This window comes from Allomuricauda sp. ARW1Y1 (assembly GCF_013407935.1).
Lineage (GTDB): Bacteria > Bacteroidota > Bacteroidia > Flavobacteriales > Flavobacteriaceae > Flagellimonas.
The window spans coordinates 163,489-188,009 of the sequence record NZ_JACBZU010000004.1; the positions used below are offsets into that span (position 1 = coordinate 163,489).

26 protein-coding genes are annotated in these 24,521 nt (G+C 43.4%); 18 read left to right on the forward strand and 8 right to left on the reverse strand.

The annotated features are described in order from the left end of the window. Positions 1-150 precede the first annotated feature (150 nt). Positions 151-537, forward strand: a complete 387-nt coding sequence (locus GGE08_RS11965) for a DUF1573 domain-containing protein (RefSeq protein ID WP_409553495.1) — start codon at positions 151-153, stop codon at positions 535-537. A gap of 57 nt (positions 538-594) precedes the next feature. Here GGE08_RS11965 and GGE08_RS11970 read toward each other — a convergent pair whose 3' ends face one another. Then, complete coding sequence (locus GGE08_RS11970) at positions 595-1,938, reverse strand: aspartyl protease family protein (RefSeq protein WP_179385122.1); 1,344 nt, start codon at positions 1,936-1,938, stop codon at positions 595-597. A gap of 147 nt (positions 1,939-2,085) precedes the next feature. Here GGE08_RS11970 and GGE08_RS11975 point away from each other — a divergent pair, with 147 nt between their 5' ends. From GGE08_RS11975 to GGE08_RS12015, 9 genes are all read left to right on the forward strand, one after another. Then, positions 2,086-3,279, forward strand: a complete 1,194-nt coding sequence (locus GGE08_RS11975) for a pyridoxal phosphate-dependent aminotransferase (RefSeq protein WP_179385123.1) — start codon at positions 2,086-2,088, stop codon at positions 3,277-3,279. After that, positions 3,276-4,292, forward strand: a complete 1,017-nt coding sequence (gene murB, locus GGE08_RS11980; protein WP_179385124.1) for a UDP-N-acetylmuramate dehydrogenase — start codon at positions 3,276-3,278, stop codon at positions 4,290-4,292. Before GGE08_RS11975 ends, murB begins: the two co-directional genes overlap by 4 nt. 201 nt (positions 4,293-4,493) lie before the next feature. After that, complete coding sequence (locus GGE08_RS11985; RefSeq protein ID WP_179385125.1) at positions 4,494-5,060, forward strand: RNA polymerase sigma factor; 567 nt, start codon at positions 4,494-4,496, stop codon at positions 5,058-5,060. After that, on the forward strand, positions 5,057-5,818 hold the full coding sequence (locus GGE08_RS11990; protein ID WP_179385126.1) for an anti-sigma factor: 762 nt from the start codon (positions 5,057-5,059) through the stop codon (positions 5,816-5,818). The genes GGE08_RS11985 and GGE08_RS11990 overlap by 4 nt, the downstream gene beginning before the upstream one ends. Positions 5,819-5,892: 74 nt before the next feature. Further along, positions 5,893-6,102 (forward strand): membrane or secreted protein, encoded by a 210-nt coding sequence (locus GGE08_RS11995; protein WP_179385127.1) that lies wholly within the window; start codon positions 5,893-5,895, stop codon positions 6,100-6,102. A gap of 33 nt (positions 6,103-6,135) precedes the next feature. Beyond that, positions 6,136-6,696, forward strand: coding sequence for an RNA polymerase sigma factor (locus GGE08_RS12000; protein WP_179385128.1), 561 nt, complete (start codon positions 6,136-6,138; stop codon positions 6,694-6,696). Positions 6,697-6,758: 62 nt separating this feature from the next. Beyond that, a complete protein-coding gene (gene lipA / locus GGE08_RS12005) occupies positions 6,759-7,634 on the forward strand; it encodes a lipoyl synthase (RefSeq protein ID WP_179385129.1) in 876 nt (291 codons plus the stop codon). A gap of 20 nt (positions 7,635-7,654) precedes the next feature. After that, complete coding sequence (gene gap / locus GGE08_RS12010) at positions 7,655-8,665, forward strand: type I glyceraldehyde-3-phosphate dehydrogenase (RefSeq protein ID WP_179385130.1); 1,011 nt, start codon at positions 7,655-7,657, stop codon at positions 8,663-8,665. A gap of 110 nt (positions 8,666-8,775) precedes the next feature. After that, positions 8,776-10,884 carry an ATP-binding protein gene (locus GGE08_RS12015; RefSeq protein ID WP_313790901.1) on the forward strand — a complete coding sequence of 703 codons (2,109 nt, stop codon included), beginning with the start codon at positions 8,776-8,778 and terminating at the stop codon, positions 10,882-10,884. Here GGE08_RS12015 and lpxK read toward each other — a convergent pair. Next, on the reverse strand, positions 10,881-11,879 hold the full coding sequence (gene lpxK / locus GGE08_RS12020) for a tetraacyldisaccharide 4'-kinase (protein WP_179385132.1): 999 nt from the start codon (positions 11,877-11,879) through the stop codon (positions 10,881-10,883). The two genes, GGE08_RS12015 and lpxK, sit on opposite strands and share 4 nt — an antisense overlap. A 48-nt stretch (positions 11,880-11,927) precedes the next feature. Here lpxK and GGE08_RS12025 point away from each other — a divergent pair, with 48 nt between their 5' ends. Together GGE08_RS12025 and GGE08_RS12030 are read left to right on the forward strand one after the other, a co-directional pair. Beyond that, positions 11,928-13,022, forward strand: coding sequence for a Nif3-like dinuclear metal center hexameric protein (locus GGE08_RS12025; protein ID WP_179385133.1), 1,095 nt, complete (start codon positions 11,928-11,930; stop codon positions 13,020-13,022). Positions 13,023-13,027: 5 nt separating this feature from the next. Further along, positions 13,028-13,807, forward strand: coding sequence for a zinc ribbon domain-containing protein (locus tag GGE08_RS12030; protein WP_179385134.1), 780 nt, complete (start codon positions 13,028-13,030; stop codon positions 13,805-13,807). 380 nt (positions 13,808-14,187) lie between these two features. On the opposite strand, the gene GGE08_RS12035 is transcribed toward GGE08_RS12030, so the two are convergent. Continuing rightward, a complete protein-coding gene (locus GGE08_RS12035) occupies positions 14,188-15,534 on the reverse strand; it encodes an NAD(P)/FAD-dependent oxidoreductase (RefSeq protein ID WP_179385135.1) in 1,347 nt (448 codons plus the stop codon). Positions 15,535-15,673: 139 nt separating this feature from the next. Between GGE08_RS12035 and GGE08_RS12040 the strand changes: the two genes are divergently transcribed. From GGE08_RS12040 to GGE08_RS12050, 3 genes are read left to right on the forward strand one after another with little or no spacing between them, the layout of a single operon-like run. Beyond that, positions 15,674-15,823 (forward strand): DUF2256 domain-containing protein, encoded by a 150-nt coding sequence (locus GGE08_RS12040; protein ID WP_127141065.1) that lies wholly within the window; start codon positions 15,674-15,676, stop codon positions 15,821-15,823. Next, complete coding sequence (locus GGE08_RS12045) at positions 15,813-17,111, forward strand: DASH family cryptochrome (RefSeq protein ID WP_179385136.1); 1,299 nt, start codon at positions 15,813-15,815, stop codon at positions 17,109-17,111. Before GGE08_RS12040 ends, GGE08_RS12045 begins: the two co-directional genes overlap by 11 nt. A 3-nt stretch (positions 17,112-17,114) precedes the next feature. After that, positions 17,115-18,647: a cryptochrome/photolyase family protein gene (locus GGE08_RS12050; protein ID WP_179385137.1), complete on the forward strand. Its 1,533-nt coding sequence runs from the start codon at positions 17,115-17,117 to the stop codon at positions 18,645-18,647. Between the two features lie 137 nt (positions 18,648-18,784). Here the strand turns inward: GGE08_RS12050 and GGE08_RS12055 are convergent, their stop codons facing one another. The 4 genes from GGE08_RS12055 to GGE08_RS12070 all read right to left on the reverse strand — a co-directional run bounded on the left by GGE08_RS12055 (position 18,785) and on the right by GGE08_RS12070 (position 21,091). Continuing rightward, complete coding sequence (locus GGE08_RS12055) at positions 18,785-19,333, reverse strand: ClpP family protease (protein ID WP_179385138.1); 549 nt, start codon at positions 19,331-19,333, stop codon at positions 18,785-18,787. Positions 19,334-19,409: 76 nt separating this feature from the next. Beyond that, positions 19,410-20,237 (reverse strand): mechanosensitive ion channel family protein, encoded by an 828-nt coding sequence (locus tag GGE08_RS12060; protein WP_179385139.1) that lies wholly within the window; start codon positions 20,235-20,237, stop codon positions 19,410-19,412. Positions 20,238-20,272: 35 nt separating this feature from the next. Beyond that, positions 20,273-20,461, reverse strand: a complete 189-nt coding sequence (locus GGE08_RS12065) for a hypothetical protein (RefSeq protein ID WP_179385140.1) — start codon at positions 20,459-20,461, stop codon at positions 20,273-20,275. Further along, complete coding sequence (locus tag GGE08_RS12070) at positions 20,462-21,091, reverse strand: RNA polymerase sigma factor (RefSeq protein WP_179385141.1); 630 nt, start codon at positions 21,089-21,091, stop codon at positions 20,462-20,464. Positions 21,092-21,177: 86 nt separating this feature from the next. Here GGE08_RS12070 and GGE08_RS12075 point away from each other — a divergent pair, with 86 nt between their 5' ends. The 3 genes from GGE08_RS12075 (at position 21,178) to GGE08_RS12085 (ending at position 23,288) form a co-directional block, all read left to right on the forward strand. Next, complete coding sequence (locus GGE08_RS12075) at positions 21,178-21,867, forward strand: hypothetical protein (protein ID WP_179385142.1); 690 nt, start codon at positions 21,178-21,180, stop codon at positions 21,865-21,867. A 223-nt stretch (positions 21,868-22,090) separates the two neighbouring features. Then, positions 22,091-22,699 (forward strand): outer membrane beta-barrel protein, encoded by a 609-nt coding sequence (locus GGE08_RS12080; protein ID WP_179385143.1) that lies wholly within the window; start codon positions 22,091-22,093, stop codon positions 22,697-22,699. Further along, positions 22,623-23,288, forward strand: coding sequence for a hypothetical protein (locus tag GGE08_RS12085; protein WP_179385144.1), 666 nt, complete (start codon positions 22,623-22,625; stop codon positions 23,286-23,288). The genes GGE08_RS12080 and GGE08_RS12085 overlap by 77 nt, the downstream gene beginning before the upstream one ends. 66 nt (positions 23,289-23,354) lie before the next feature. Here GGE08_RS12085 and GGE08_RS12090 read toward each other — a convergent pair whose 3' ends face one another. Further along, complete coding sequence (locus tag GGE08_RS12090; RefSeq protein ID WP_179385145.1) at positions 23,355-24,503, reverse strand: MFS transporter; 1,149 nt, start codon at positions 24,501-24,503, stop codon at positions 23,355-23,357. Positions 24,504-24,521: the final 18 nt, after the last annotated feature.

The window sequence follows — 24,521 nt, forward strand, 5'->3', positions numbered from 1 at the left end:
GGGAAAGCTAAATGTTAATTTTACGCTATTCTTCGGATGAGGGCCAATCCAGAAATACGAAACAAAAATAAGTAACGTTATTCTATAACAAAAGAATTTTGGATGCAGGTATCAAAACATCTACATTTGAAGTTCACCCAAAAACCAAAAATGATGAAAAAAACTGTACTCATGCTGTTTGTAGGGCTCTTATCCTTAGGGGTATATGCTCAAGAGACCGCTAAAATCGAATTTAAAAGCGAGACCATTGATTACGGAGAAATTGAAAGAGGTAGTGATGGTGTCCGTGTTTTTGAATTTACCAACACAGGTGATGCACCTTTGGTGATCAGCAACGTTAGATCTAGCTGTGGATGTACTATCCCCAAAAAGCCTGAAGAGCCCATTATGCCTGGTAAAACTGGTGAAATCGAAGTGAAATATGATACCAACAGGGTTGGCCCCATTCGTAAGGCCATTACGGTAACCTCAAATGCCGACACGCCTACAAAAGTGTTGAAGATCAAGGGTAATGTAAAAACTCCTGGCGCAAAGTAAGCGTTAAGAAATATCGATGAATAAAGCCCCGAACCAATGGTTCGGGGCTTTTGCTTTTTAATCGTCGTCAAACATTTTTTTGAGGACAAAGGTGAACAACAGATCCTGATTGTATCGTTCGATGAGGACTTTTATCCGTTTCCCTTCCTTTTCATTGATCATTTTAAGGATTTCCTGCAATTTATATTGGTGTACCCTTTTCCCATTTACGGCCAATATCACATCGCCCTCACGGAGTCCGGCTTCGGCGGCCGGACTTCCCGCACGGATACCGGATACCACGATTTCGGGGACCAAGCTCAGTCTTGTTTTGTTTTCCAATAAAATCTGGACATTTCCAAAAGTATCTGCATTGTCCTCTTTGACAATCCCATTGGCATCAGCAATGCGCTCTGCTATGTACCGTAATCCGTTGTGCTGCAAATCTATTCCCGCCAAATTATACTGAAAGGGTTCTTTAAAATTTCCATTCTTTTTTAGGGTGACCTTAGCTCGGGCATAATCAAAAACCATATTGAACCGTTTGAGTACTTCGCCTCCAAGACTTCCGTTACGATCACCAAGGCTATCCAATCCTTGGAAAGATTCCCGATACGGAAAGGCCACTTTGGCTTCATCCAACTTAAAACCACCTATCTGGACCCCATCAATCTTACTGCGTTTTCCGTAAATGTCACCGCTAAGGCCCCGCCCCAAGTGATCTTCGTAGTTTTTCTCAGGGATTTCCAAGCCTTTTTCAGGCTCAGGAAACAGCCATAAGGCATCACTACTGCCCGTATCCACCAATAATTTTACGGGAATATTGGCCGTGTCCTTCATGAGCACGGTTCCTTCCACATAGGCTTTTCGACGTTCTACCTTTAATGGAATGGTTTGCCTATTGCGTCGTTCTTTGTGTGTATAAAGTTCAGGGTTGTGCAGTTTTAGCTTCTTGCTATTGTAATTAACCTCAACAATAAAATCCCTAAAAAGGTCATAGCCCATAATACCGTGAACAGGTATTCCCAAACTGGTAGAAAAGTCAATGCCCCTATCCATCACCACATATAAGTCTTGCGAATAGTTTTTGGCATCGCCCAAGGTAAATCTGTTTCCTTTGGAACTCAGTGCCTTCATCGGTTCACCATCACCAAGCCCACGTATGGTTACTTCCGATACATTATTGATGGGAACGGAATCGGATTGGGAAAGATTGAAAAGGATGGGCTTGCTCACCCCAGAATCCAAAATAAAAGTAAGCTCCACCCCATTGATCTCCACTGGGATAATAATCAGGTTATTGATGAGCTCAAACCGAATTTTTTGATGTTTTTTATTGCTGGGCAAGGCAAACCCCTGTGCCCAAATAAAATTCGGCACAACTAAAAGAAGCGTAAAAATCAGAGCAATTCTTTTCCACATAAGCAACCTTATTGCATCTCCATTAAGAAATATACAAATAAAGCTCCATAACTTGCTATACTTTAACATTTTAGTAGACAAGGAAATTATCCTCAAACTTGTTGTTTTCGATACTAGGTTTTCTCATTTTTGCGAAAACTTTAGTACATGCCAAGTATTTCGAACAAAGGGGTACAGATGCCCGCATCGCCCATCCGTAAATTGGTGCCCTACGCCGAGGCTGCCAAAAAAAAGGGAACACATGTTATTCATCTCAATATTGGACAACCCGATATCAAAACCCCCAAAGTGGCGCTCGATGCGGTGAGAAACCACACCATTGAAGTACTTGAATACAGTATGACCCAAGGCTCCGAGGCCTATCGCAAAAAAATTGCGGGCTACTATGCCAAACAGGACATTTTTGTGGACTCCGAGGACATTATTGTGACCACAGGTGGTTCGGAAGCTTTGTCCTTTGCCATGGGAACCATTATGGACAACGATGATGAAATCATCATTCCCGAACCCTTTTATGCCAACTATAACGGTTTTGCGACGGCTGCAGGTGTAAAGGTCAAACCGATTGCTTCATCCATCGACAATAATTTTGCACTTCCCCCTATTTCAAAGTTCGAGGAGCTCATCACCCCAAAAACCAAGGCCATTCTTATCTGTAATCCGGGGAATCCTACGGGATACCTATACAGCAGGGAAGAAATCCATCAACTGGCAGAACTAGTAAAAAAACACGACCTTTTTTTGGTGGCCGATGAAGTGTACCGCGAATTCACCTATGACGGAAGGGAGCATTACTCCATTCTCCAGGTAACGGGACTGGAGCAACACGCCATTGTAGTGGATTCCGTTTCCAAAAGATACAGCATGTGCGGAGCACGAATCGGATGTTTGATTTCGAAAAACAAAGCTGTAATCGACACAGCGATGAAATTTGCGCAGGCCCGTTTGTCCCCTCCCACCTTTGCACAGATTGCTAGTGAAGCGGCTTTGGAAACACCGCAATCCTACTTCGAGGAGGTCATTGATGAGTACGTTGCCCGAAGAAATCTATTGATTACCGAGCTCAATAAATTGGAAGGAGTAAAAGTGGCCACTCCACAGGGTGCCTTTTACTGCGTTGCCGAACTGCCCATTGCAGATGCCGACCATTTTGCCCAATGGTTGCTGGAAAGCTTTGAAGTAGACGGGAACACCGTGATGGTGGCACCGGCCGCAGGCTTTTATGCAACACCAGGCCTTGGAAAAAACCAAATAAGAATTGCCTATGTGCTCGAAAAAGAGCAACTTGTAAAGGCCGTCCAAATTTTGGGCAAGGCCTTAACCGAGTACAACAAACAGTGAACATACAGGAAAACATATCCTTAAAAAACTACAATACCTTTGGTATTGACGTTAAGGCACGGTTCTTTGTTGAAATAACCGGTCTGGTGCAGCTCCAGAAAGTACTGGAACTAAAGGCCTATCCCAAAAAATTCATTATTAGCGGTGGAAGCAATATGCTGCTCACCAAGGATATCGATGCCTTGGTCATGCATATTGCCCTCAAGGGTATCACGGTAGTCGAGGAGGACGAAAACAGCGTAGAGGTTAAAGTGATGGCAGGCGAAAATTGGCACGAACTGGTGCTATGGAGCTTGGAGCGAGGTTACGGCGGACTGGAAAACCTTTCGTTGATTCCCGGTAATGTGGGAACAGCACCCATTCAGAATATAGGTGCCTATGGGGTTGAACTCAAGGATGTATTCGTGAGCTGTGCGGCCATGGATGTAACAACCGGAGAGTTGGAAGGCTTTGATAACGAGGCCTGTGCCTTTGGATATAGGGATTCTATTTTCAAAAACGAGGCCAAGGACAAATACATCATCACCTCGGTGGTCCTAAAACTGACCAAAACGAACCATGTACTGCACACGGGATACGGCTCCATCGAGAACGAGCTCAAGGAAAAGGGCATTGTACACCCCACTATTCAGGATATTTCGGAAGCAGTAATCGCCATCCGAAGGAGCAAACTGCCGGACCCCAAAGAAATTGGAAACAGCGGAAGTTTTTTCAAAAACCCGGTCATTTCAAAGAAGGCCTTCGACCGATTCATCAAAAAACACCCCGACGCCCCTTTTTATGAGGTCGATGACAACGGATTCAAGATACCTGCTGGTTGGCTGGTAGAGCAATGTGGGTTTAAGGGAAAACGGTTCGGTGATGCTGGTGTGCACGACAAACAGGCCTTGGTACTGGTCAATCATGGGAATGCCACCGGGCAGGAAATCCTTGACCTCAGCAAAAAGATTCAGGAAGAAGTATACAAGCAGTTCAAGATAAAAATACAACCGGAGGTCAACATCATAAAATAACCCTCGCATTGAAGACAATAACGAGGGTTATACCAAACCAAACTAACCAAACTTATGTATATCGAAAAGGGCTGTTACCCTTTGTGTTTCCAAAATCCTACGAGACAAAAACGCTTTTTCCGTCGTAGCTTTGTCTTATATACGAGATAAATCCTATTTTAGATTTTGGGCGTTCAAAAAAAAATGCCAAAACCACCATAAATGAGCACACTGATCGAGAGACATATTGTTTCGCTCCTTGCCGAGAAAGACGACAAGGCGATTTCCCTACTTTACGAAAATTATGGGGATACCTTGTTTGGTGTCGCCTTTAAAGTGGTAAAGGACGAGGATCTGGCCCAAGATGTTCTTCAAGAAAGTTTTATCAAAATTTGGAAAAAGGCAGATACCTATGATGCCTCCAAAGCAAAGCTTTTTACATGGTTGTTTCGCATTGTTCGCAATACGGCCATCGATAAACTGCGAAGCGTCAACAATAAATCCGACAAGGAAATCCAAATCGATGTTTCGGACGTATATAATGTTGGAGTGAAGGCCATTAACCCGGAACATCTGGACATCCAAGAAAACTTGGATAAAATTGAAGATAAGTACAGAATTGTTTTAGAGGCCCTATTTTTTGAAGGAATGACGCAGCAGGAGGCAAGTGATGAATTGGATATCCCTCTCGGCACCATAAAGTCCAGACTAAAAATCGGACTTAGGGAACTTGGAAAGATTTACGGTACCACCATGTCCTTGCTCTTTATCTTAAATCTATTGTCATGAAGGAGAAAGTAAAACTATTTTTGGAATCCGACATTTTGGAGAAATACCTTTTGGATGACACCACCAAGGAGGAATCCCAAAAGGCAGAACGCTATATTGCCATGTACCCCGAGGTCAGGGAAACCTACGACGAGCTTCAAAAAAATCTGGAGACCTTCGCCAACATGTACGCGAGAAAAACTCCAGAAGGCCTGAGGGAAATTATAATGGCAAGTGCCAAGAAAGAGACCATGATCAGCAAAAGGTTCTGGCGCTATGCTGCGGCAGCAAGTATCGCCATCATGATTCTTACTGGATCTTCCATCTTCTTCTGGAACCAAAACAAAACCCTGCAAGAGGAAAACACCATGGTGACGAACCAAATCAAGTATTTGGAAAACAATATGAAGGACCAATTGGCCGATATGAGGAACCAATTTATTGTCCTGAACAACCCGGCCACCAAAAAATATGCCGTGAGAGGTGAACGCGAAGCCAAGGAACTAAAGGCCATAGCATATATAAATCCGGTAAAAAAACTTTCCTACATCAATGTGAGCAATGTGCCAGAGCTTCCCGAGAACAAGTGCTTCCAGATGTGGGCCGAGGTGAACGGTGAGTTGGTCAACTTGGGCGTAATCAAAAATTTTGATGAAAAGGACAAACTCCTTGCCCTACCCTACGCAGACAATGCCGTAGGCTATATCACCATTGAGCCAGAAGGTGGAAACACCACGCCATCGGTGGACAACATTGTGGCGAACATCAAATACAACTAAGCCAAAGGGCTAAAGAAACTCTAAATCCGCTTGTCTTAATTAGCTATTTTGTACCTTTGTGCAAAAGATGGATTATGAAGTTAGTATTGGTTACCATTGGACTTTTAGCACTTGCTTTTGCAGGTATCGCCATTAAGATTTGGGGTAAAAAAGACGGAGAATTTGCCGGAACCTGTGCAAGTCAAAGCCCTTTTTTGAACAAAGATGGAGAAGCATGTGGATTTTGCGGAAAACTTCCCGAGGAGCAGGACTGCAAAAAAGATACGGTGACCCAGACCCAATAATCCCCATCCGTACAAAGAGACAAGATTCATTTTTTGGAAAAAACCGAGGATTCCATTCAGGAGATTATCCAAAAGGCAAAAGAAGGAAACCAAATTGCCTTTAGCAACCTCGTTGATACTTTTTGGAACGATGTTTACGGCTTTCAAATGCTTCGCACCAAAAATGAGAACGATGCGGAGGACATCACTATTCGCACATTTTCCAGAGCTTTTGACAAAATTGACACCTACGACGAGAACTACGAATTTAAGACGTGGCTCATCACCATTTCCAAAAACTTACATGTAGACCTTCTTCGAAAGCGCAAGAGAAGCCTGATCAACGACATGGAATCCCGTGGAGATGAGGTAAAAAAGGTCTTGGACGAAACCCCATCCGTCGAGGATCGACTCATCACGGAACAAAACCTGGCCAACCTGCTAAGGGACATCAAAAAACTAAAACCGCACTATCAAGAGGTCATCAACCTAAGGTACTTTCACGAAATGAGCTATGCCGATATCGCCAAAGAACTCAATGAACCCGTTAATAATGTGAAAGTGAAACTGCTCCGGGCCAAAAAGCTGTTGGCCGAAATCATCAAAAAAAAGTGACCCCTTCACCACTATTAAGTTTCCTCACCAGTTTCGTATCTTTGTAAACCAAAATTAATCGTATGAGCACAAGCGTAGCAGAAAACGTTCATCCACCTAAAGGAAAACCAAAATGGCTTAGGGTAAAATTGCCCACAGGCAAGAAGTACACCCAGCTTAGGGGACTTGTGGACAAGTACAATCTGCATACCATCTGTACCTCAGGCAGCTGCCCAAATATGGGCGAATGTTGGGGAGAGGGTACGGCCACCTTTATGATTTTGGGGAATATCTGTACGCGTTCTTGCGGCTTTTGTGGGGTAAAAACAGGCCGTCCGGAAACCGTGGACTGGGCAGAACCCGAAAAAGTGGCCCGTTCCATAAAAATCATGCAGATCAAACATGCGGTGCTCACCTCCGTAGACCGGGATGATTTGAAGGATATGGGTTCGATCATTTGGGCGGAGACCGTAAAGGCCGTGCGACGAATGAATCCCGATACCACCATGGAAACTTTGATTCCTGATTTCCAAGGCATTTCTACCCATTTGGACCGAATCCTTAAAGTGGCTCCAGAGGTGATTTCCCACAACATGGAAACCGTGAAAAGGCTGACCCGTGAGGTCCGAATCCAAGCCAAATACGAAAGAAGCTTGGAAGTACTGGACTATTTGAAGAAAAACGGTGCCAATAGAACCAAGTCTGGAATTATGCTCGGTTTGGGAGAAGAAGAGCACGAGGTCATCGCAACCATGGAAGACCTGCGAAAGGCCAATGTGGATGTAGTAACGATTGGGCAATATTTGCAACCATCAAAAAAACACCTGCCCGTAAAACAGTTTATTTTACCGGAACAGTTTAAAAAATATGAGGAAATAGGCTTGGAAATGGGCTTTAGACACGTAGAGAGCGGAGCCTTGGTGCGATCCTCCTACAAAGCACACAAGCACATCCACTAGCCCATCCGCCTCCCCCGCCTATGAAAAACATTACGGTTGGAATAAATGGCTTTGGGCGCATTGGGAGAACCCTATTCAGGCTCCTGCGGCAGCATCCAAATATACAGGTAGTCGCCATCAACGACATGGCGAATGCCGAAACCTTGTCACATCTGCTCAAATATGACAGCATACATGGGGTACTGAATACCGATGTAACCTACAAGGGCAACCATATTTTAGTGGATAATAAGGAAATTCCTGTGCTCAACCACCATCATCCCAAAGAAATCGACTGGAAATCACATGGTGTGGATATTGTGGTGGAATCCACAGGAAAGTTCAAGACCCGAGAGGACTTGGGTCACCATTTAAAAAATGGAGCCAAAAAAGTGATTCTCTCCGTACCACCGATGGACGATTCCATTAAAATGGTGGTATTGGGCGTAAACGAAAAAATTATAGCTCCAGACGACGATATTATATCCAACGCCTCTTGTACTACCAACAATGCCGCTCCCATGATCAAAATCATAAATGAGCTATGCGGCATAGAACAGGCCTACATCACCACAGTACACTCTTACACTTCGGACCAAAGTTTGCACGATAGCCCGCACCGCGACCTAAGACGGTCAAGAGCGGCAGGACAATCCATAATCCCTACCACCACAGGAGCCGCAAAGGCCCTTACCAGTATTTTCCCCGAGCTGTCTGATGTGATAGGCGGATGCGGAATAAGGGTCCCGGTTCCCAACGGCTCCTTGACCGACATTACCTTTAATGTGGTCCAAGAAACCTCTATTGAAGAAATAAATGCTACCTTTAAGGAGCAAGCGGAAAGTACCCTAAAAGGCATACTCAACTATACCGAAGACCCTATTGTTTCTATCGATATAAACAATAGTTGTCACTCTTGTACGTTTGATTCTTTGATGACATCGGTGATCGGCAAAATGGTAAAGATCATTGGATGGTACGATAACGAGACTGGATATTGTTCCAGGATTATTGATTTAATAGATTTGCTCATAAAGAAAAACTACGTTTGATTTCAACCTTGGCCAACAAAAGGATAAGCGTTACCACGCTACTTCTACTGTGCATTTGGTTTTGCACACAGCCTTTTTATGCCCAAAGTATTGGTAATTCAGCATCCGGCGTGAAGACCATTTTCGACGATTTTATGAAGTATCGTCACGAAAACAATGTAGAAAAAGCACTGGAAACCCTCAGCGAAGCTGCCAATATTGCCGAAAGTAACGAAGACTCCAAGTTGTTGCTGGACACCTATCATCAGTACGCCCGCCTTTTTTTGGAAGAAGGAGACCCAGAAACGGCCATATTTTACTGGGATAGGGCAAGTATTCTGCTCAAGGACACCTCTTATTCCTATGGAGAGGCATTCCACTTGTATTTGGATGCCGCACTTCGCTATGGCGAGGGAAACAATTTTCAGGCGTTAAAACAACTTGAGGAGTCAAGAAAAGTAAGTAACAACCGAAACCTCACCAACAATATTTTATTGCTGGAAGCACGAATCTATTCCAACATCGAAAAATATGATGATGCGGTCAAAAACTTACATGCCCTAATTGTCAACTCAGATGAAGAGGAAAGGGCCTATTTGGCCACGATGGCCAATCTGGAACTGGCCAAGATCAGTGTGACCTTAAATGACCTTGATGAAGGAATCATCCATTCCAAGGCCGCCTTGGAACTGGCCCAAAAACATGGCTACTCCAAAGAAATCAAAAACGCCTACGAGCAATTGTCCAATATCTACGAAAAAAAGGGGAACTACGGGGAATCCTTGGTCTACACAAAGGCGTTGGCAAAACTGAAGGACTCCGTTTTCAATATCGAAAAGGCAAAATTGGATGCAGATACTGCGGATAAGGTCCGTTTCGACCACCAAATGAACGAACTCAACAAACTGCAGGCCAAAAACGAGGAGCTGAGCGAGTCCAAAAACCGCTCTGAGATAACAGCGATATTAACCTCTGCTTTTTTGACAATCATTTCCCTATTGGCCGTTTCGCTCTTTAGGAACAACCAAATCAAGTTAAAGACCAACGACCTGCTTTATACCAAGAACAAGGAATTAGAGTTGGCGAGAGATGCAGCTGTATCGGCCATGGAAGCCAAGACCAACTTTTTGTCCACGGTAACGCACGAACTTCGAACACCACTCTACGCCGTAACAGGGCTTACGCACCTGTTGTTGGAAGAAAATCCTTCGGAACACCAAAAAGAACATCTGAAGTCGCTCAAGTTTTCAGGGGAATACCTGCTGAATTTTATCAACGACATTTTACAGATCAACAAGATTGATGCAGAAAAATTGGAACCGCTCAATATTGAGTTTAAACTGCACAAAGTGCTCGAAGATGTAGTGGAATCGCTGCAACAGAATGCCAATGAAAAGAAGACAGAGCTTATTTTGGATTATGACCCCACCATTCCAAAAAAGTTGATGGGCGACCCCATCAAGCTATCACAAATCTTCATGAATCTTGTTGGGAACGCATTAAAGTTCACGAAAAATGGTAAGGTGGAAGTCATTGCCAAAATGCTGAAAAAAGATGAGGACCAAGTAAAATTATATTTTGAGGTCCGCGACAACGGAATAGGTATTTCGGAAGACCAACAGAAAAATATCTTTGAAAGTTTTGAGCAGGGATCTATTCAGATCAACAGGGAATACGGTGGAACAGGGCTCGGCCTAACCATTGTTAAAAGCCTATTGGGACTGTTCGGCACTACCATCCAATTGGAAAGTGAACTGGGCCATGGAAGCTCATTCTATTTTGAGCTGGATGTGGATTACGAGGCCAAGGAAGGCGAAGAGGTCCCATTTGAACTGAATGTTGAGGAATTCCAATTTAAGGGACTGCATGTATTGGTCGTGGAAGACAATAAAATCAATCAGGTAATCACCAAAAAAATGCTCACCAAAAAAGAGATTACCTGCGACATTGCCAACAATGGTAACGAAGCCATTGATATGGCAAAAAATAACACCTACGATGCCATTCTGATGGACATCCACATGCCCGGCATCAGCGGTGAGGAGGCTACGCGACAAATACGCAAGTTCGATAAAAACATTCCTATAATTGCCTTGACCGCCATTTCTTTGGATGATAGTTTGGATAGTTTTTATGAAGCTGGTTGCAACGACGTGGTCACCAAACCCTTTAAGCCAGAAGTGTTCTATCAAAAAATTGGGGAAAACATTTTTAGAAGCAAAATGGAAGGTTCTGTTTAGAGCAATGCTCGAACAGCATTCGCCAAATAAGCTTCATCTTCGGAAGAAAAACTATGGGCCACTTCCAAATAATATAGATTTTCTGCTTTGCCCTGCAAGCGGACAAAATCCTTTTCCGTGGTCACAATCAACTCGCTACCCTTAAAACCTTCAATCTCCCTCTCCGTAAATGGGTGGTGGTCTCCAAATTTAAAATGATTGAAATCCAACCCTTGCGACTTTAAAAACTGAACCAACGGGCCAGGTTCGGCTATTCCTGTGACCAAAGCAAACTTTTTGTTCTTGAGATGGGACAATGGAATCTTTTTTTGGCCACCGTCGGATACAACATCTTTATAGGCAAAAGCTGCGAACAATACCTTCTGATCCGCATTTGGTTTTAGTTTTGCAACCATGTCCATCCTATCTTTTTCCGAAAGTTTATCAGGACATTTGGTTACAATGATTACATCTGCTCGTTTACCTTCCCTTTTGGAATCCCGCAAATCCCCAGTGGGCAAATACCAATCATCCCTATAAGGCTTTTGATAGGTAGTGAGCAAAATGGAAAAGGTCGGTTTTACCTTTCTATGCTGAAAGGCGTCATCCAAAACAATCATATCCGGTCGGACCAAACGCTCCAATTGTTCAATACCGTTGCGCCTATCAGCATCCACCGCGATAGGAACTTCGGGAAATTTTTGATGGATTTGGTAAGGTTCGTCTCCAAGCTCCAACACCGTACTTCTTGGCCCGGCCAAATAAAACCCCTTTGACTTTCGCTTGTATCCCCGGCTGAGAACGGCTACACGATGATTGGACAGCAATCTCAATACATATTCTGTCATTGGTGTTTTGCCCGTACCGCCCACACTCAAATTCCCCACACAAATGGTGGGTGTACCGTATGATTTGGATGATAACATACCCACATCATACAAATAGTTCCTCAAGTAAACGACCGCGGCATATACCAACGAAATGGGGAACGCTATTTTCCGGAGTAATGGAAGCATTGGACGAAAATATAATATTTTATCTTTAGGCCACTTAACAATTTTAAAATGACCGTTAACGACATCGCAAAAGTGCTTGAAGAACTAGCTCCTTTGGCCCACGCCGAAGATTTTGACAACGTAGGGCTGCTCGTCGGCGACCCCAACATGAAGGTGGAAGGGGCATTGGTAACACTGGATACCTTGGAAAATGTGGTCGATGAGGCCATAGCTAAAGAATGTAATCTGATCATCAGCTTCCATCCCATCATTTTTAAGGGACTTAAAAGATTAACAGGGGCCACCTATGTGGAACGGGTAGTACTAAAGGCCGTTGCCAACAATATTGCCATTTACAGTATGCATACGGCATTGGACAACAGCAAAATGGGGGTCAATGCCAAAATTTGCGAAGTATTGGGCATCAAAAATCCGCAAATTTTGATTCCAAGATCCAATAGCATCAAAAAATTGACGACCTATGCACCTGTTGCCGATGCAGAAAACATCAAACGGGCGCTCTTCAAAGCTGGCGCTGGAGAAATCGGCAACTACAGCAACTGCAGTTTCAGCTTGGAAGGCACTGGCAGCTTTAAAGCAGGTAACGGGGCCAACCCTACCGTTGGCAAATTAGGTGAGGTCCATTTTGAAAAGGAGGCGCAAATCAATGTTATTTACTCCTTTGAAAGGGAAAAATCCATTTTAAACGCCCTTTTTGAAGCCCACCCTTACGAAGAAGTGGCCTACGAAGTATTGACGCTGGAAAATAGCAATCAGGATTTGGGCATGGGAATGATCGGTACCTTGGATACGGAAATGGACGAGAAAGAGTTTTTGATACGTACCAAAGAACGCTTGAATGCCAAAGTGGTCCGCCACTCCGAATTATTGGGGAAAAAGGTCAACAAAGTGGCCGTGTTGGGCGGTAGTGGTGCTTTTGCCATTGGTGCCGCCAAGAAGGCTGGAGCGGATATTTTCATCTCAGCCGACATGAAATATCATGATTTTTACCAAGCCGAAAACCAATTGGTAATCGCCGATATGGGGCACTTTGAAACTGAGCAGTTTACAAAAGATTTATTGGTTGATTATCTTACGAAAAAAATTCCTAATTTTGCAGTCTCTTTATCGGAGAGTATAACGAATCCCATCAAGTATTTATAACATATATGGCGAACAAGAAAGAAAGCACTGTGGAAGACAAGTTGAGAGCATTGTACGACTTACAGCTCATTGATTCCAGAGTGGATGAAATCCGCAACGTTAGAGGCGAATTGCCTTTGGAGGTACAGGACTTGGAAGACGAAGTTCTTGGTCTTAAGACCAGAATGGACAAATTGAAAACAGATGTTGAGACCATCAACTACGAAATCACTGCCAAGAAAAACCTTATCGACGAGGCCAAAGCGCTTATCAAAAAATATAGCGAGCAGCAGAAAAACGTAAGGAACAGCCGAGAATTCAACTCGCTGACCAAGGAAGTGGAGTTCCAGGAATTGGAGATTCAACTAGCTGAGAAGAACATCAAGGAATTCAAGGCGCAGATTGAGCAGAAGAAAGAGGTTATCGCTGCCACTAAGGAAAAATTATCCGAGCGCGAAGGCCACCTAAAACACAAAAAAGGTGAGTTGGACGCCATTCTTGCCGAAACGGAAAAAGAAGAAAAGGCCCTTTTGAAAAAATCCGAGGAATACGAGGACAAGATCGAGGAGCGTTTGATCCAGGCTTATAAAAGAATCCGTCAGAACGTAAAAAATGGTCTGGCCGTAGTTCCCGTAGAGCGTGGAGCTTCTGGAGGTTCCTTTTTCACCATTCCACCACAGGTTCAAGTAGAGATTGCATCCCGCAAAAAAATCATTACCGATGAGCACAGTGGTCGAATTTTGGTAGACCCGTTATTGGCCGAAGAAGAACAAGAACGCATGGAAAAGCTTTTTACTAAGCTATAATCCAAAATATTTTTATACCAATAATGAGCCACCTTTCGGGTGGCTTTTTTTGTTGGCACAGTCATTTCGAAATGAGGGCCACCTTTGAGAAATACAAAGCAGGCAATGCCCGGTCCAGTGCCGAACGAATTCGAAGTACCGCAGGAAATCTTAAATCCTTTCATCTCTCAAAAAAATGTGAAATTAGTATAACACGACCGTTATAAAAAGATGTCTCGACTGCGCTCGACATGACAACCCATAGAAAAAACGTTCCAAGAAAAACGTCATGCCGAACTAGTTTCAGCATCCACCGCTAATTAGAGGAAATTCGTGCTATTTGTGTCAAACAACAGAAGAAAGAGATTATCGACTGTGCTCAAGATGGAATAGTTGACATCCTACTGTTCCAAAAACTCCAAGATTTTATCCTCCACCTCTTGGGAATCCCACTTTTCCTCAATTTTGGGCATTTGCATCACCTTTTGCATAATCTCCTCCTGTTGGTCCCCAATGGCCAAGGCCTCGGCGTAGGGCCTGTCCGAAAATGTTACACGGCTGTACACCGGAATCCATTTATCGGGATATTTTGCAGCAAAGTGCTTTTCAATCTTCTTTTGCAATAGAAATTTAGGGTCGGCCGTTTTACTGCTCATCTCTACAAAGTTCCGATAGCTCAATTCCGCAATGGCATCGGCATTCGGCTTTCGCTCCTCTTGGTATTTGGAGAAAATGGTCTCCCAATCATCACCGTGTTGCCGCATGAGTTGGTCGAGTACGTAAATATCCTCGAACCCGGCATTCATTCCCTGCCCATAAAAGGGTACAATGGCATGGGCAGAATCACCCACTAGAGCCACTTTGTCCCAATACGTCCATGGGTAGCATTTCATGGTGACCATGGCACTGGTAGGGTTATTGAAAAAGTCTTTGGTGAGGTCCTCAATCACCTTGCGCACGTTGGGAAAGTACGTTTTAAAGAATTCCCTGGCCTGCTCTTCGGTTTGGAGGCTTTCAAAAGAAACCTTGCCCTCAAAAGGCAGAAACAAGGTACAGGTGAAGCTTCCATCAATATTGGGCATAGCAATGAGCATAAACTCGCCCCTTGGCCAAATATGAAATGAATTTTTATCCAGTTTGTGCGTGCCATCTTCATTGGCGGGAATGGTGAGCTCCTTATAGCCCACATCAATAAACTCCTGGGAATAATTATACCTACTTCGTCGCTGCATTTTGTGCCGTACCCTTGAGAAAGCACCATCGCAACCAAAAATCAGGTCAAAATGGTACTCTTTCCATTCACTTTTTTCGGATTCCCCGGTAAAAATCTTTGCTTCGGGCAAATCAACATCCCAAACCTTTTCATTAAAACGGAACTGTGCACCAGCCTCTTCGGCAAGGTCGATCATCCGTTTGTTCAATATCCCTCTGGAAATGGACCAAATGGCCTCCCCTTCCTTTCCGTACTTTTGAAAGTAAACAGGTTTGTCATTCACATGCATTGCCCGTTTGTCCAACGGAATGGCAATATCCTTAATTCGGTCACCGATACCAACCTCATCCAAGGAACGCCATCCTCTATTGCTCATGGCAAGGTTAATGGATCTTCCTGAAAACTTAATGGTTCGAATATCCGGTCTTCGATCGAACACGGTCACCGTGTGACCAATTCTTCGTAGATAAATTGCTAACAGGGAACCCACCAATCCGGAACCGATGATGGCTATATTTTTTGGAGTCTGTGCCATAAATGCCCAGTGGGCGAATTCTGATTAAAGGTGTAAAAATAAACATTTTGGTCGGTACAGTCGGGCGATTTCAACCTTTACCCGCTTTGAATCTAGTTTTGTTTAATTTTTAATTATTTTTGTTAAACAAATACTGATTTTGGCACATAAGAAACAGCACCTTCCCACTAAAACGTGTCCCGTTTGCCGGCGTCCCTTCACTTGGAGAAAAAAATGGGAAAAAGACTGGGACCAAGTGGTGTACTGCAGCGAACGTTGCAGAAAAAACAAAAACAAGCATGAAAACTAGCCTTATTTGGTTTGGAAATAATTTACGGGTATCGGACAACGAAGCCCTTAGTTTAGCATCAAAAGCCGATAGATTGATAGCGGTCTACTTTTTTGACCCTAGACATTATGAAATCGGTCCATTTGGCTTTAAGAAAACGGAGCGGTTTCGGGCAAAATTTCTTTTGGAAACAGTACAACAGCTTCAAAAGAGGTTAAAAACTCTAAACATTAGCCTACTGGTCTATCTGGAACAACCAGAAAATCGCATTCCAGAATTGGTGGAACGCTTTCAAATAGATACCATTTATCTGCAAAAGGAATGGACATCAGAAGAAGCCACTGTCTTAGCAAACGTAAAGCGAAAGGTTCCGGAAAATATCCAATTCCATGAAACCTTTGACCAATTTCTGTTTCATCCAGAAGATATTCCTTTTGACACTTACGAAAAGATTCCTCTGGTATTTACGGTTTTCCGTAAAAAGTGCGAAAAACACTGCGAAGTAAGGCCTTGTTTTGATACTCCACAACCATTCCCAACAGATAACCTCGTTGAAGAAACTCCCAAAATGCCTACTTTGGAAGAACTTGGTTTTTCCCACTTTGAAATGGACCAAAGGTCGGCCTTTCCTTTTAAAGGTGGTGAGGATGAGGCACTCGAACGCTTGCAACATTATTTTTGGGATACCCAAAAACTGGCTTACTACAAAAAGACCAGAAACGGACTTGTGGGCACGGATTACAGCTCCAAGTTTTCCCCTTGGTTGGCCAATGGTAGTATTTCCGCTCGAACGATTTATTGGGAAGTAAAGCGTTTTGAAAAAGAGATAAAGAAAAATCAGGACACCTATTGGCTCATCTTTGAGCTGATTTGGCGTGATTACTTTAAATATGTATCCTTAAAGCACGAGAACCAGATCTTTAAAATTGATGGTATCCTTGGAAATGATTATGATTGGCACAACAACAAAGCTGCCCAACATGATTGGATCAATGGGCAAACGGATGATGATTTTGTCAACGCCAATATGATAGAGCTGAAGGAAACGGGTTGGATGAGCAACCGTGGCCGACAGAACGTGGCCAGCTACTGGTCCAAACACCTGCAACAAGACTGGCGTATCGGTGCCTCCTATTTTGAAGCAATGCTCATCGATTACGACGTACACAGCAATTGGGGCAATTGGATGTACAATAGCGGCGTAGGAAACGACCCTAGAAATCGGACCTTCAATACCAAACGGCAAGCGGAGATGTACGATCCCAATGGAAAATTCCAAAGGCTGTGGCTGCAACACTCTTTATTTTAATCCATGAAAAAACTTCGACTGATCCTTGGCGATCAACTCAACCTTTCACATAGCTGGTTCCACGAAACAAGCGATGACCATGTATACCTAATGGCGGAAATGCGTCAGGAGACCGACTATGTAAAGCACCATATCCAGAAAGTGGTCGGCTTTTTTAGTGCCATGCGAAATTTCGCGAACACCTTGGAGAACAATGGCCATCAAGTGATGTATTTCACCATTACCGACAAGGACAATCCGCAAAACTTGCCCGACCTCATCAACCAAGTAATCGAAACGCGGCAGATAGAAAAATTTGAGTACCAATTGCCTGATGAATATCGATTGGACGAGCAGCTAAAGGATATTTGCCAAACCCTTTCCATTCCCAGTGAGGCTTTTGACACCGAACATTTTTATACGTCACGCGACGAACTCAAAAATCACTTCAAGGGCAAAAAACAATTGATAATGGAAAGCTTTTACCGCATGATGCGGAAAAAACACCATGTTTTAATGGAAAACGACCAGCCCGAAGGCGGAAAATGGAACTTTGACCAGAGTAACCGCAAAAAATGGGATGGTTCGCCCAACATTCCCAAGGAACTTTCCTTCGACAAGGATGTAAGCCATATTGTGGAAGAAATCGAAAAGGCCGAAGTGAAGACCTTTGGCAACATCGACCCTAAAAACTTTGCTTGGCCTACTACCTACGAGGAATGCCAAAAGCTGTTGGACTTTTTCTGTTCCGATCTACTGACTTACTTCGGGGATTATCAAGATGCATTGCATACGGAGCAAAAATACCTGTTCCACTCCCGATTGTCCTTTGCGATGAACAGCAAAATGCTTTCCCCAAAAGAGGTTGTGGATGCTGTTGTAAACCATTACCATAACCATAAAAACGATATCCATATTTCTCAAGTGGAAGGATTTGTACGCCAGATTTTGGGTTGGCGCGAGTATATGAGAGGGATTTACTGGAAAGAGATGCCCCAATATGCCCAATTGAACGAATTGGATAACCATAATCCATTACCAGATTTTTTCTGGACGGGCAAGACCAAAATGAACTGTCTGCAGAAGTCGATTACCCAAAGTTTGGACGATGCCTACGCCCATCATATTCAAAGATTAATGGTGATAGGCAATTATGCGTTGTTGACCCAAATACACCCCGATCAAGTGGACGCCTGGTACCTCGGAGTGTACATCGATGCTCTTGAATGGGTGGAAATTACCAATACCAGGGGGATGAGCCAATTTGCCGATGGAGGCATTGTGGCCACCAAACCCTATGTAAGCAGTGCCAACTACATCAACAAAATGGGCAATTATTGTAAGGATTGCCACTACAGCCATACTAAAAAGACAGGTGACAAAGCATGCCCGTTCAATGCGCTGTATTGGAATTTCTTGGATGAGAAAAAAGCTCATTTCAAAAACAACCAACGCATGTCGATGATGTTGAGCTTGCTGGAAAAGAAAAGCAATGATGAATTGAATGAGTTAAGGGAAAGGGCCCAGCAAGTGATATCCCATCCGGATCAATTTTGATTTTAACGATTCTTTAATATCCGAGAGTAGCTACCCTGCCGTATATCTTTAAAATATTCCGCTTCGGCGCCTATATATAAAAAGTCCTTCACAATGCATTGCGAAGGACTTTTCACTTTTTTGGAACTATTGTTTTCTTATTTCAGGATTTCATCCACGATCCCATACTCCACGGATTCTTCGGCACTCATCCAGTAATCACGATCAAAATCCTTCATCACCTTTTCATAGGGTTGGCCACAATTTTCCGAAAGGATCTTGGCGCCCAATTCTTTGGTCTTGATGATTTCCCTAGCTTGGATTTCGATATTGGAGGCTTGTCCCCTTGCGCCACCACTGGGTTGGTGGATCATCACTCGGGCATGGGGCTGTATAAACCTTCTTCCCTTTTCCCCTACCGATAACAGTATGGATCCCATGGACGCTGCCAAACCGGAGCATACCGTAGATACCGGACTTTTGATTTGCTTGATGGTATCGTAAATGGCAAAACCGGAGGTTACGTATCCCCCTGGGCTGTTGATGATCAATTGGATTTCCTTATGGTTCAACATATCCAAGTAGAGCAATCTGTCTATGACATGCTTGGCAGAGTCGTCATCTACTTGGCCCCAAAGGAACACTTTTCGGTCCTCTAACAGTTTTTCTTGGATCAATTCCTGAACTTTTCCTTTTTTTGAACTCATTATATAGCTATTGTAAGACTTCAAAAATAATCAAATTCCAAGGAAGTTTAGGCACTTGTTTGCCACAATGACCCGATTATGATTTTATCTCCACCTTTTGGGAAACCACATCCTTTATCGGAATAATAAATTTTCCCTCCTTGGTCTCTAGGGTAAGGCTGTTGTTCTCAATGGCCTTTATGGTCCCTTCATCTCCGTTGATCACAATTCTATCGCCCACCACATACGTCTTGCGGGTGTAGAATGCCCTAAGGATATCGGCCACGATCTCACGGGACCCCAACCCTACCCCCAAAGCGAATGCCAATAGGAAGGAACCCATGATCAGGGTAATGTTATTGGTGATGATTGTAGTGTCGACACCTGCTTGGTTCAATGCTGTGATGGACATAAAAATGACAATCACGTAAAAAAACAGGTTGCTCACGATGTTGGACCCCCCGAATTCGAGTGAATCGAACAATCGCTTTATGGTCTTCTTCACAAAGTTTCCAATATAGAATCCGAGCATCAACAAGGCCAGTGCGCTAAAGAAACGAGGTAAGTAGTGTAAAAGGTTGCCTATTTCCTGTGAAATGATCTTCCAGTCCAAAATATCCGCAGCCACGATCAAAAAGACCAAGATCAGAAACCATCGTACAAATCCCAAGATGATTTTTATAACGTCTACATTAAATTCACCCTTGCTGGCCACATCCATTCCATTGATCCTATCGTTGAGCAGATCAACTTTGGCCAGTTTTAGGATTTTCTTTAATAGGAACAGTACAATTTTGATGACGATCCAACCTAGGCACAAAATGACCAAGGCCCCCAAGATTTTAGGAAAGGCCGATGCAATCTCTTTGCCCATCCCCGATAGTGAATCAAGGGTCACATTTTTCCATTCGTTAATAGTCTCCATAGTTGTTGTTTATTTATAGTGTTCTGTTAAGTTGATTAGTTGTTTCCCATGGTTCTGAATAGTTTGCGCAAAGCACCCCCCAAATTGATGGAGAAGAGCGAAGCCATGTCCATGATCAACTTTGCCGCCGCAATGTCGTTCATGACCTTTTGCTTCATTTCGGGAGGGGCCTCGTGTAGGGAGGCCTCCAGTTCCTTAAATGGGTTTTTGTGTTTCTTTGCCATCTATTCCAAGGTATTATAGATTTCCACTAGTCGTTCCTTTGCTCTTTTAATGCGCATTTTCACCGCACTTTCCCCAATCTCCAACAAGGAGACCAGATCTTTGATGCTGGCCCCATCTTGGTATTTTAGCAGCAGCAACGATTTGTCCTCTGCCGCAATCAGCTGCAATGCCTTTTTGAGTTTGTCCGCTTTCATTTCAAACAAGCTCTCATCGGGCACTTCTTCGGTAAGCTTATGTTCGGAAGTTTCCACCTGAACGGACTTGTCCCGTATTTTCAGTTGTTTGTTCCGGTTGACATAATTGACACAAAAATTATAGGTAAATGAGTAGAGCCATGTAGAAAACTTCGATTTGCCCTTAAAGGTTCGAAGTTTGATAAAAAGGTGAAGGAACACATCTTGGGTGAGATCCTCCGCTTCGTCCGCGGATTTTGCGAATCCGTAACATTTGTTATAGACCATTGTAGCATAGCGGTCGTACAACTTTCCAAAAAGCATGGGGTCGTTGTCCGCAACAATCTGTTTCACCAATTCCTCATCAGATAGCTGCACGTATAAGTCTTCCTTTTCCAAAAACGCTTTGTCGGGGTTACTTATAAGTATGAGAAACAGGTTTTTTAAAAAAGTCACTCCAAAAACAGATTTATTTGACCCAGCTTTTTAAAATGGGGGGCAAATTAACGGATTTTCCTAGTATATTTGGTTAAAAACCAGACATGAAGACCTATTACATCGCCGGACTGCTTGCCTTTTTATTTTTTACCGCTTGTAAAACGGAACCGAAGAAAACCGAAACTGCGGCCGAAACTACCGAAACCGAAAAAACCGTTCCCGAACGGATTGCGGAGGCCCATGGTTTTGAGCATTGGAAGGATGTGGAGCGAATTACCTTTACGTTCAATGTGGACAGGGATTCCATGCACTTTGAGCGTAGCTGGGATTGGGAACCCAAAACCAATATGGTAACGGCCATTTCGGGTGCGGACACCTTAAGGTATGACCGGAATGCCATGGATAGTATTGCACTAAAGACGAATGGAGGTTTCATTAATGACCGGTACTGGCTCATGGCTCCCTTTAACCTCATGTGGGACGCCAATAACTATACGTTTGAACATACAGAGGAGGCTACGGCTCCCATTAGCCAAGAACCCATGCAAAAGCTGACCATTGTGTATGCCAATGAAGGTGGCTACACCCCTGGCGATGCGTATGATTTCTACTTTAAGGATGATTACATCCTTCGGGAGTGGGCCTATCGCAAATCCAACCAAGAGGAGCCCAACTTGGTATCCACTTGGGAAGATTATGTAGAGATGGAAGGCCTACAGTTGGCACAACAGCACAACCGACCCGATGGAGGCACCAGCCTTTATTTTACAGGGCTTACCGTGAGTAAACCATAAATTCATTTATATTGTTTGCAAACCTTTGAAATTCTTAAAAAATTGAATTCTCTCCCATAGGATGGAATTTAAAACTATTATAATTTTTTATCATTTATTTAGTCATTAAAATATCGATTGATAAAACTTGTTTGTAAGAAAATATTTATCGAATTTCGTTTCGACAAATCAAAATCAACCTTTGAAAACAAGCCTACCCCTAAAGCAATCAATCGTCATTTTTATGACGGCTTCCTTCCTCAGCATATGCAGTATATATTCCCAAGACAAAAGTGATTGGGGTCTCAACTTTGGCGCTACGTACACCTCACTTTGGGGAAACGATTATGCAAGAGCTGTTAATTATGATGTTGGAATTCTATTGGGACTCCATTATGGATATGAGTTTACCCCCGGTATCATCTTGGTAGCCAATGTAAATTACGAACGCCGCACCATAGATGGAAATGGAATTTATTTTAATTATGAGGGTCGGCCTACACAGGAATATAATTTTAAGGATAAATACCATTATCTAAATATCCCGATTCTGATTAAAGTACCTTTTGGACAAAAGGAACTCTGGCACATAGATTTTGGGCCATTTATAGGTCTTCTTTTAGACGACTCCATTCGAAATGAAGGTATTAATTCATCTTTTAAAAGTACGGATTACGGGCTTACCGCTGGTTTGGGGAAGGAATTTCCATCAAAAGGCAAATCCAGTTATATCCTCGAGCTCCAATCCGAACTAGGACTTGCAAACACCATGGATTTTGAAAGTTTTGATCCAAATGCACAGACCAAAAGAACAAGCACAATTAAGCTTATTTTCACCTGGGTTTTTAATTAGAATAACGGTTATCATGAAACATCTTTTCAACATCTTTTTATTACTAGCCATTTATGCATCATCCCCCGTTCAGGCTCAAGATTACGACCTCGTGCCCAATAACAAAGCGGTTGTTTATTTTGTACGGGCAAAATCCATGGGGTCCCTGGTGAATTTCACTTATTTTGATGGAGAAAGAGCAATTGGAAAATTCAATGGAAGGAAATATCTCCGATATGAGTGTGACCCTGGAGAACACCTTTTTTGGGCACGGTCCGAAAACAGGTCCTTTGTTGAGGCCGATTTAGCAGGCGGAAAAACTTACATGATAGAGGCACTTCCCAGAATGGGAGGGCTTAAGGCAGCTGTTAAATTGGTTCCTGTTGATATTGAATCCCACAACATGAAAAAAATCACAAAGCTATTTTCAAAAAAAGATAGGGTGCAGTTTACAGAAGAAGAGATTGACGAACTTCAGAAAGAAATGACCGAGGTAATTGTCCGTGGAATGGAAAGGTACCAACAAGGCAAGGAGGAAGGCGAAGAAATGGCAAAACTAATGCCTAAAATGACCATTGATTTATCCACCATTCGCGCAAGTTCCAATTAAATTACACCTAACATTTAAGTCCTGGATTGGTAAATGGCTAGAAAACGCTGTTATTTTAAAAAATACTCACCTCCCCCTTCTCCTTAGGAAAAACGTAATCCCAAAAACCAACAGGGCCATGCACAAGAGCAACATAAAGCTATAATTGAGCGAGGCGCTTTCCGCAATAAAACCGAGAATTACAGGACCCAACAAAAACCCGATATACCCAAAGCCCGCGATAAAGGCAACACCTTGGGAGGAATCCACGCCCTTCACGTTGCCACCAATACGGAACAATTCGGGTACAATCACCGAAAATCCCAACCCGTTTAGGGCAAAACCGATTATGGACCAAGTGGTTTGTTGGGTCAGCACCAAAAAATAGCCACAGGCCGCAATGAGGGCACCCAACCCCACCAGCTTTATGGAGCCAATCCGTGCACTGATGCCATCACCCAAAAACCTACCAAGCGTCATGGTAGTGGAAAAAGCCAAAAAGCCCGCACCAATAAGCAATTCTGGGGCCATAGTCATTTCCTTGAGATAAAGTCCGCTCCAATCAATAATAGCGCCTTCACTTCCAAAGGAAACAAAACCAATAATCCCCAATAACAATAAAGGTTTAAAAAGTTTGAAGCTGAACGGCTCCTTTTCCACTGGCGCTGCTACAATGTGGATGTAGTGCTTTCTAAAATATAGGTTGATGATGAACACCAATACCACCGTTATGCCCATGTGCAACACAGGACTTCCTATCACCGGAATTAAAAAACTGCCCAAGCCTACCAAAATACCTCCCAAACTAAAAAAGCCGTGGGCCGCAGACATGAAGTTTTGCTTATCCTCTTTCTCAATCTCAGTGACCAAGGTATTTATGGCAATATCGATAAAACCGTTGCCCGCCCCAAATAGATACAGCGCCGCCATCAAAAGATAATAATTAGGGGCCATTAGTGGCAGCATGGCGGTGGCAGACACAAAGATGACACCAATCCAAGAGGCCCGTCCAACCCCGATACGGTTGATCAACTTGGATGCCATGGGAATGATCGTAAAAACCCCAAGCGACAAACAAAACAGGGCGATGCCCAGATCAGCCTTGTCTATCCCCAGTTTTTCTTTAACAGTGGGAATATAAATGGCCCATGTACCGAACCAAATATTGATACTGGTAAACACCCAGGCCGTTCCAAAATATCTTGGATTGGACAAAATCAGTTGTAAGGACTTCATAAATGGTCTTGGTTGGTT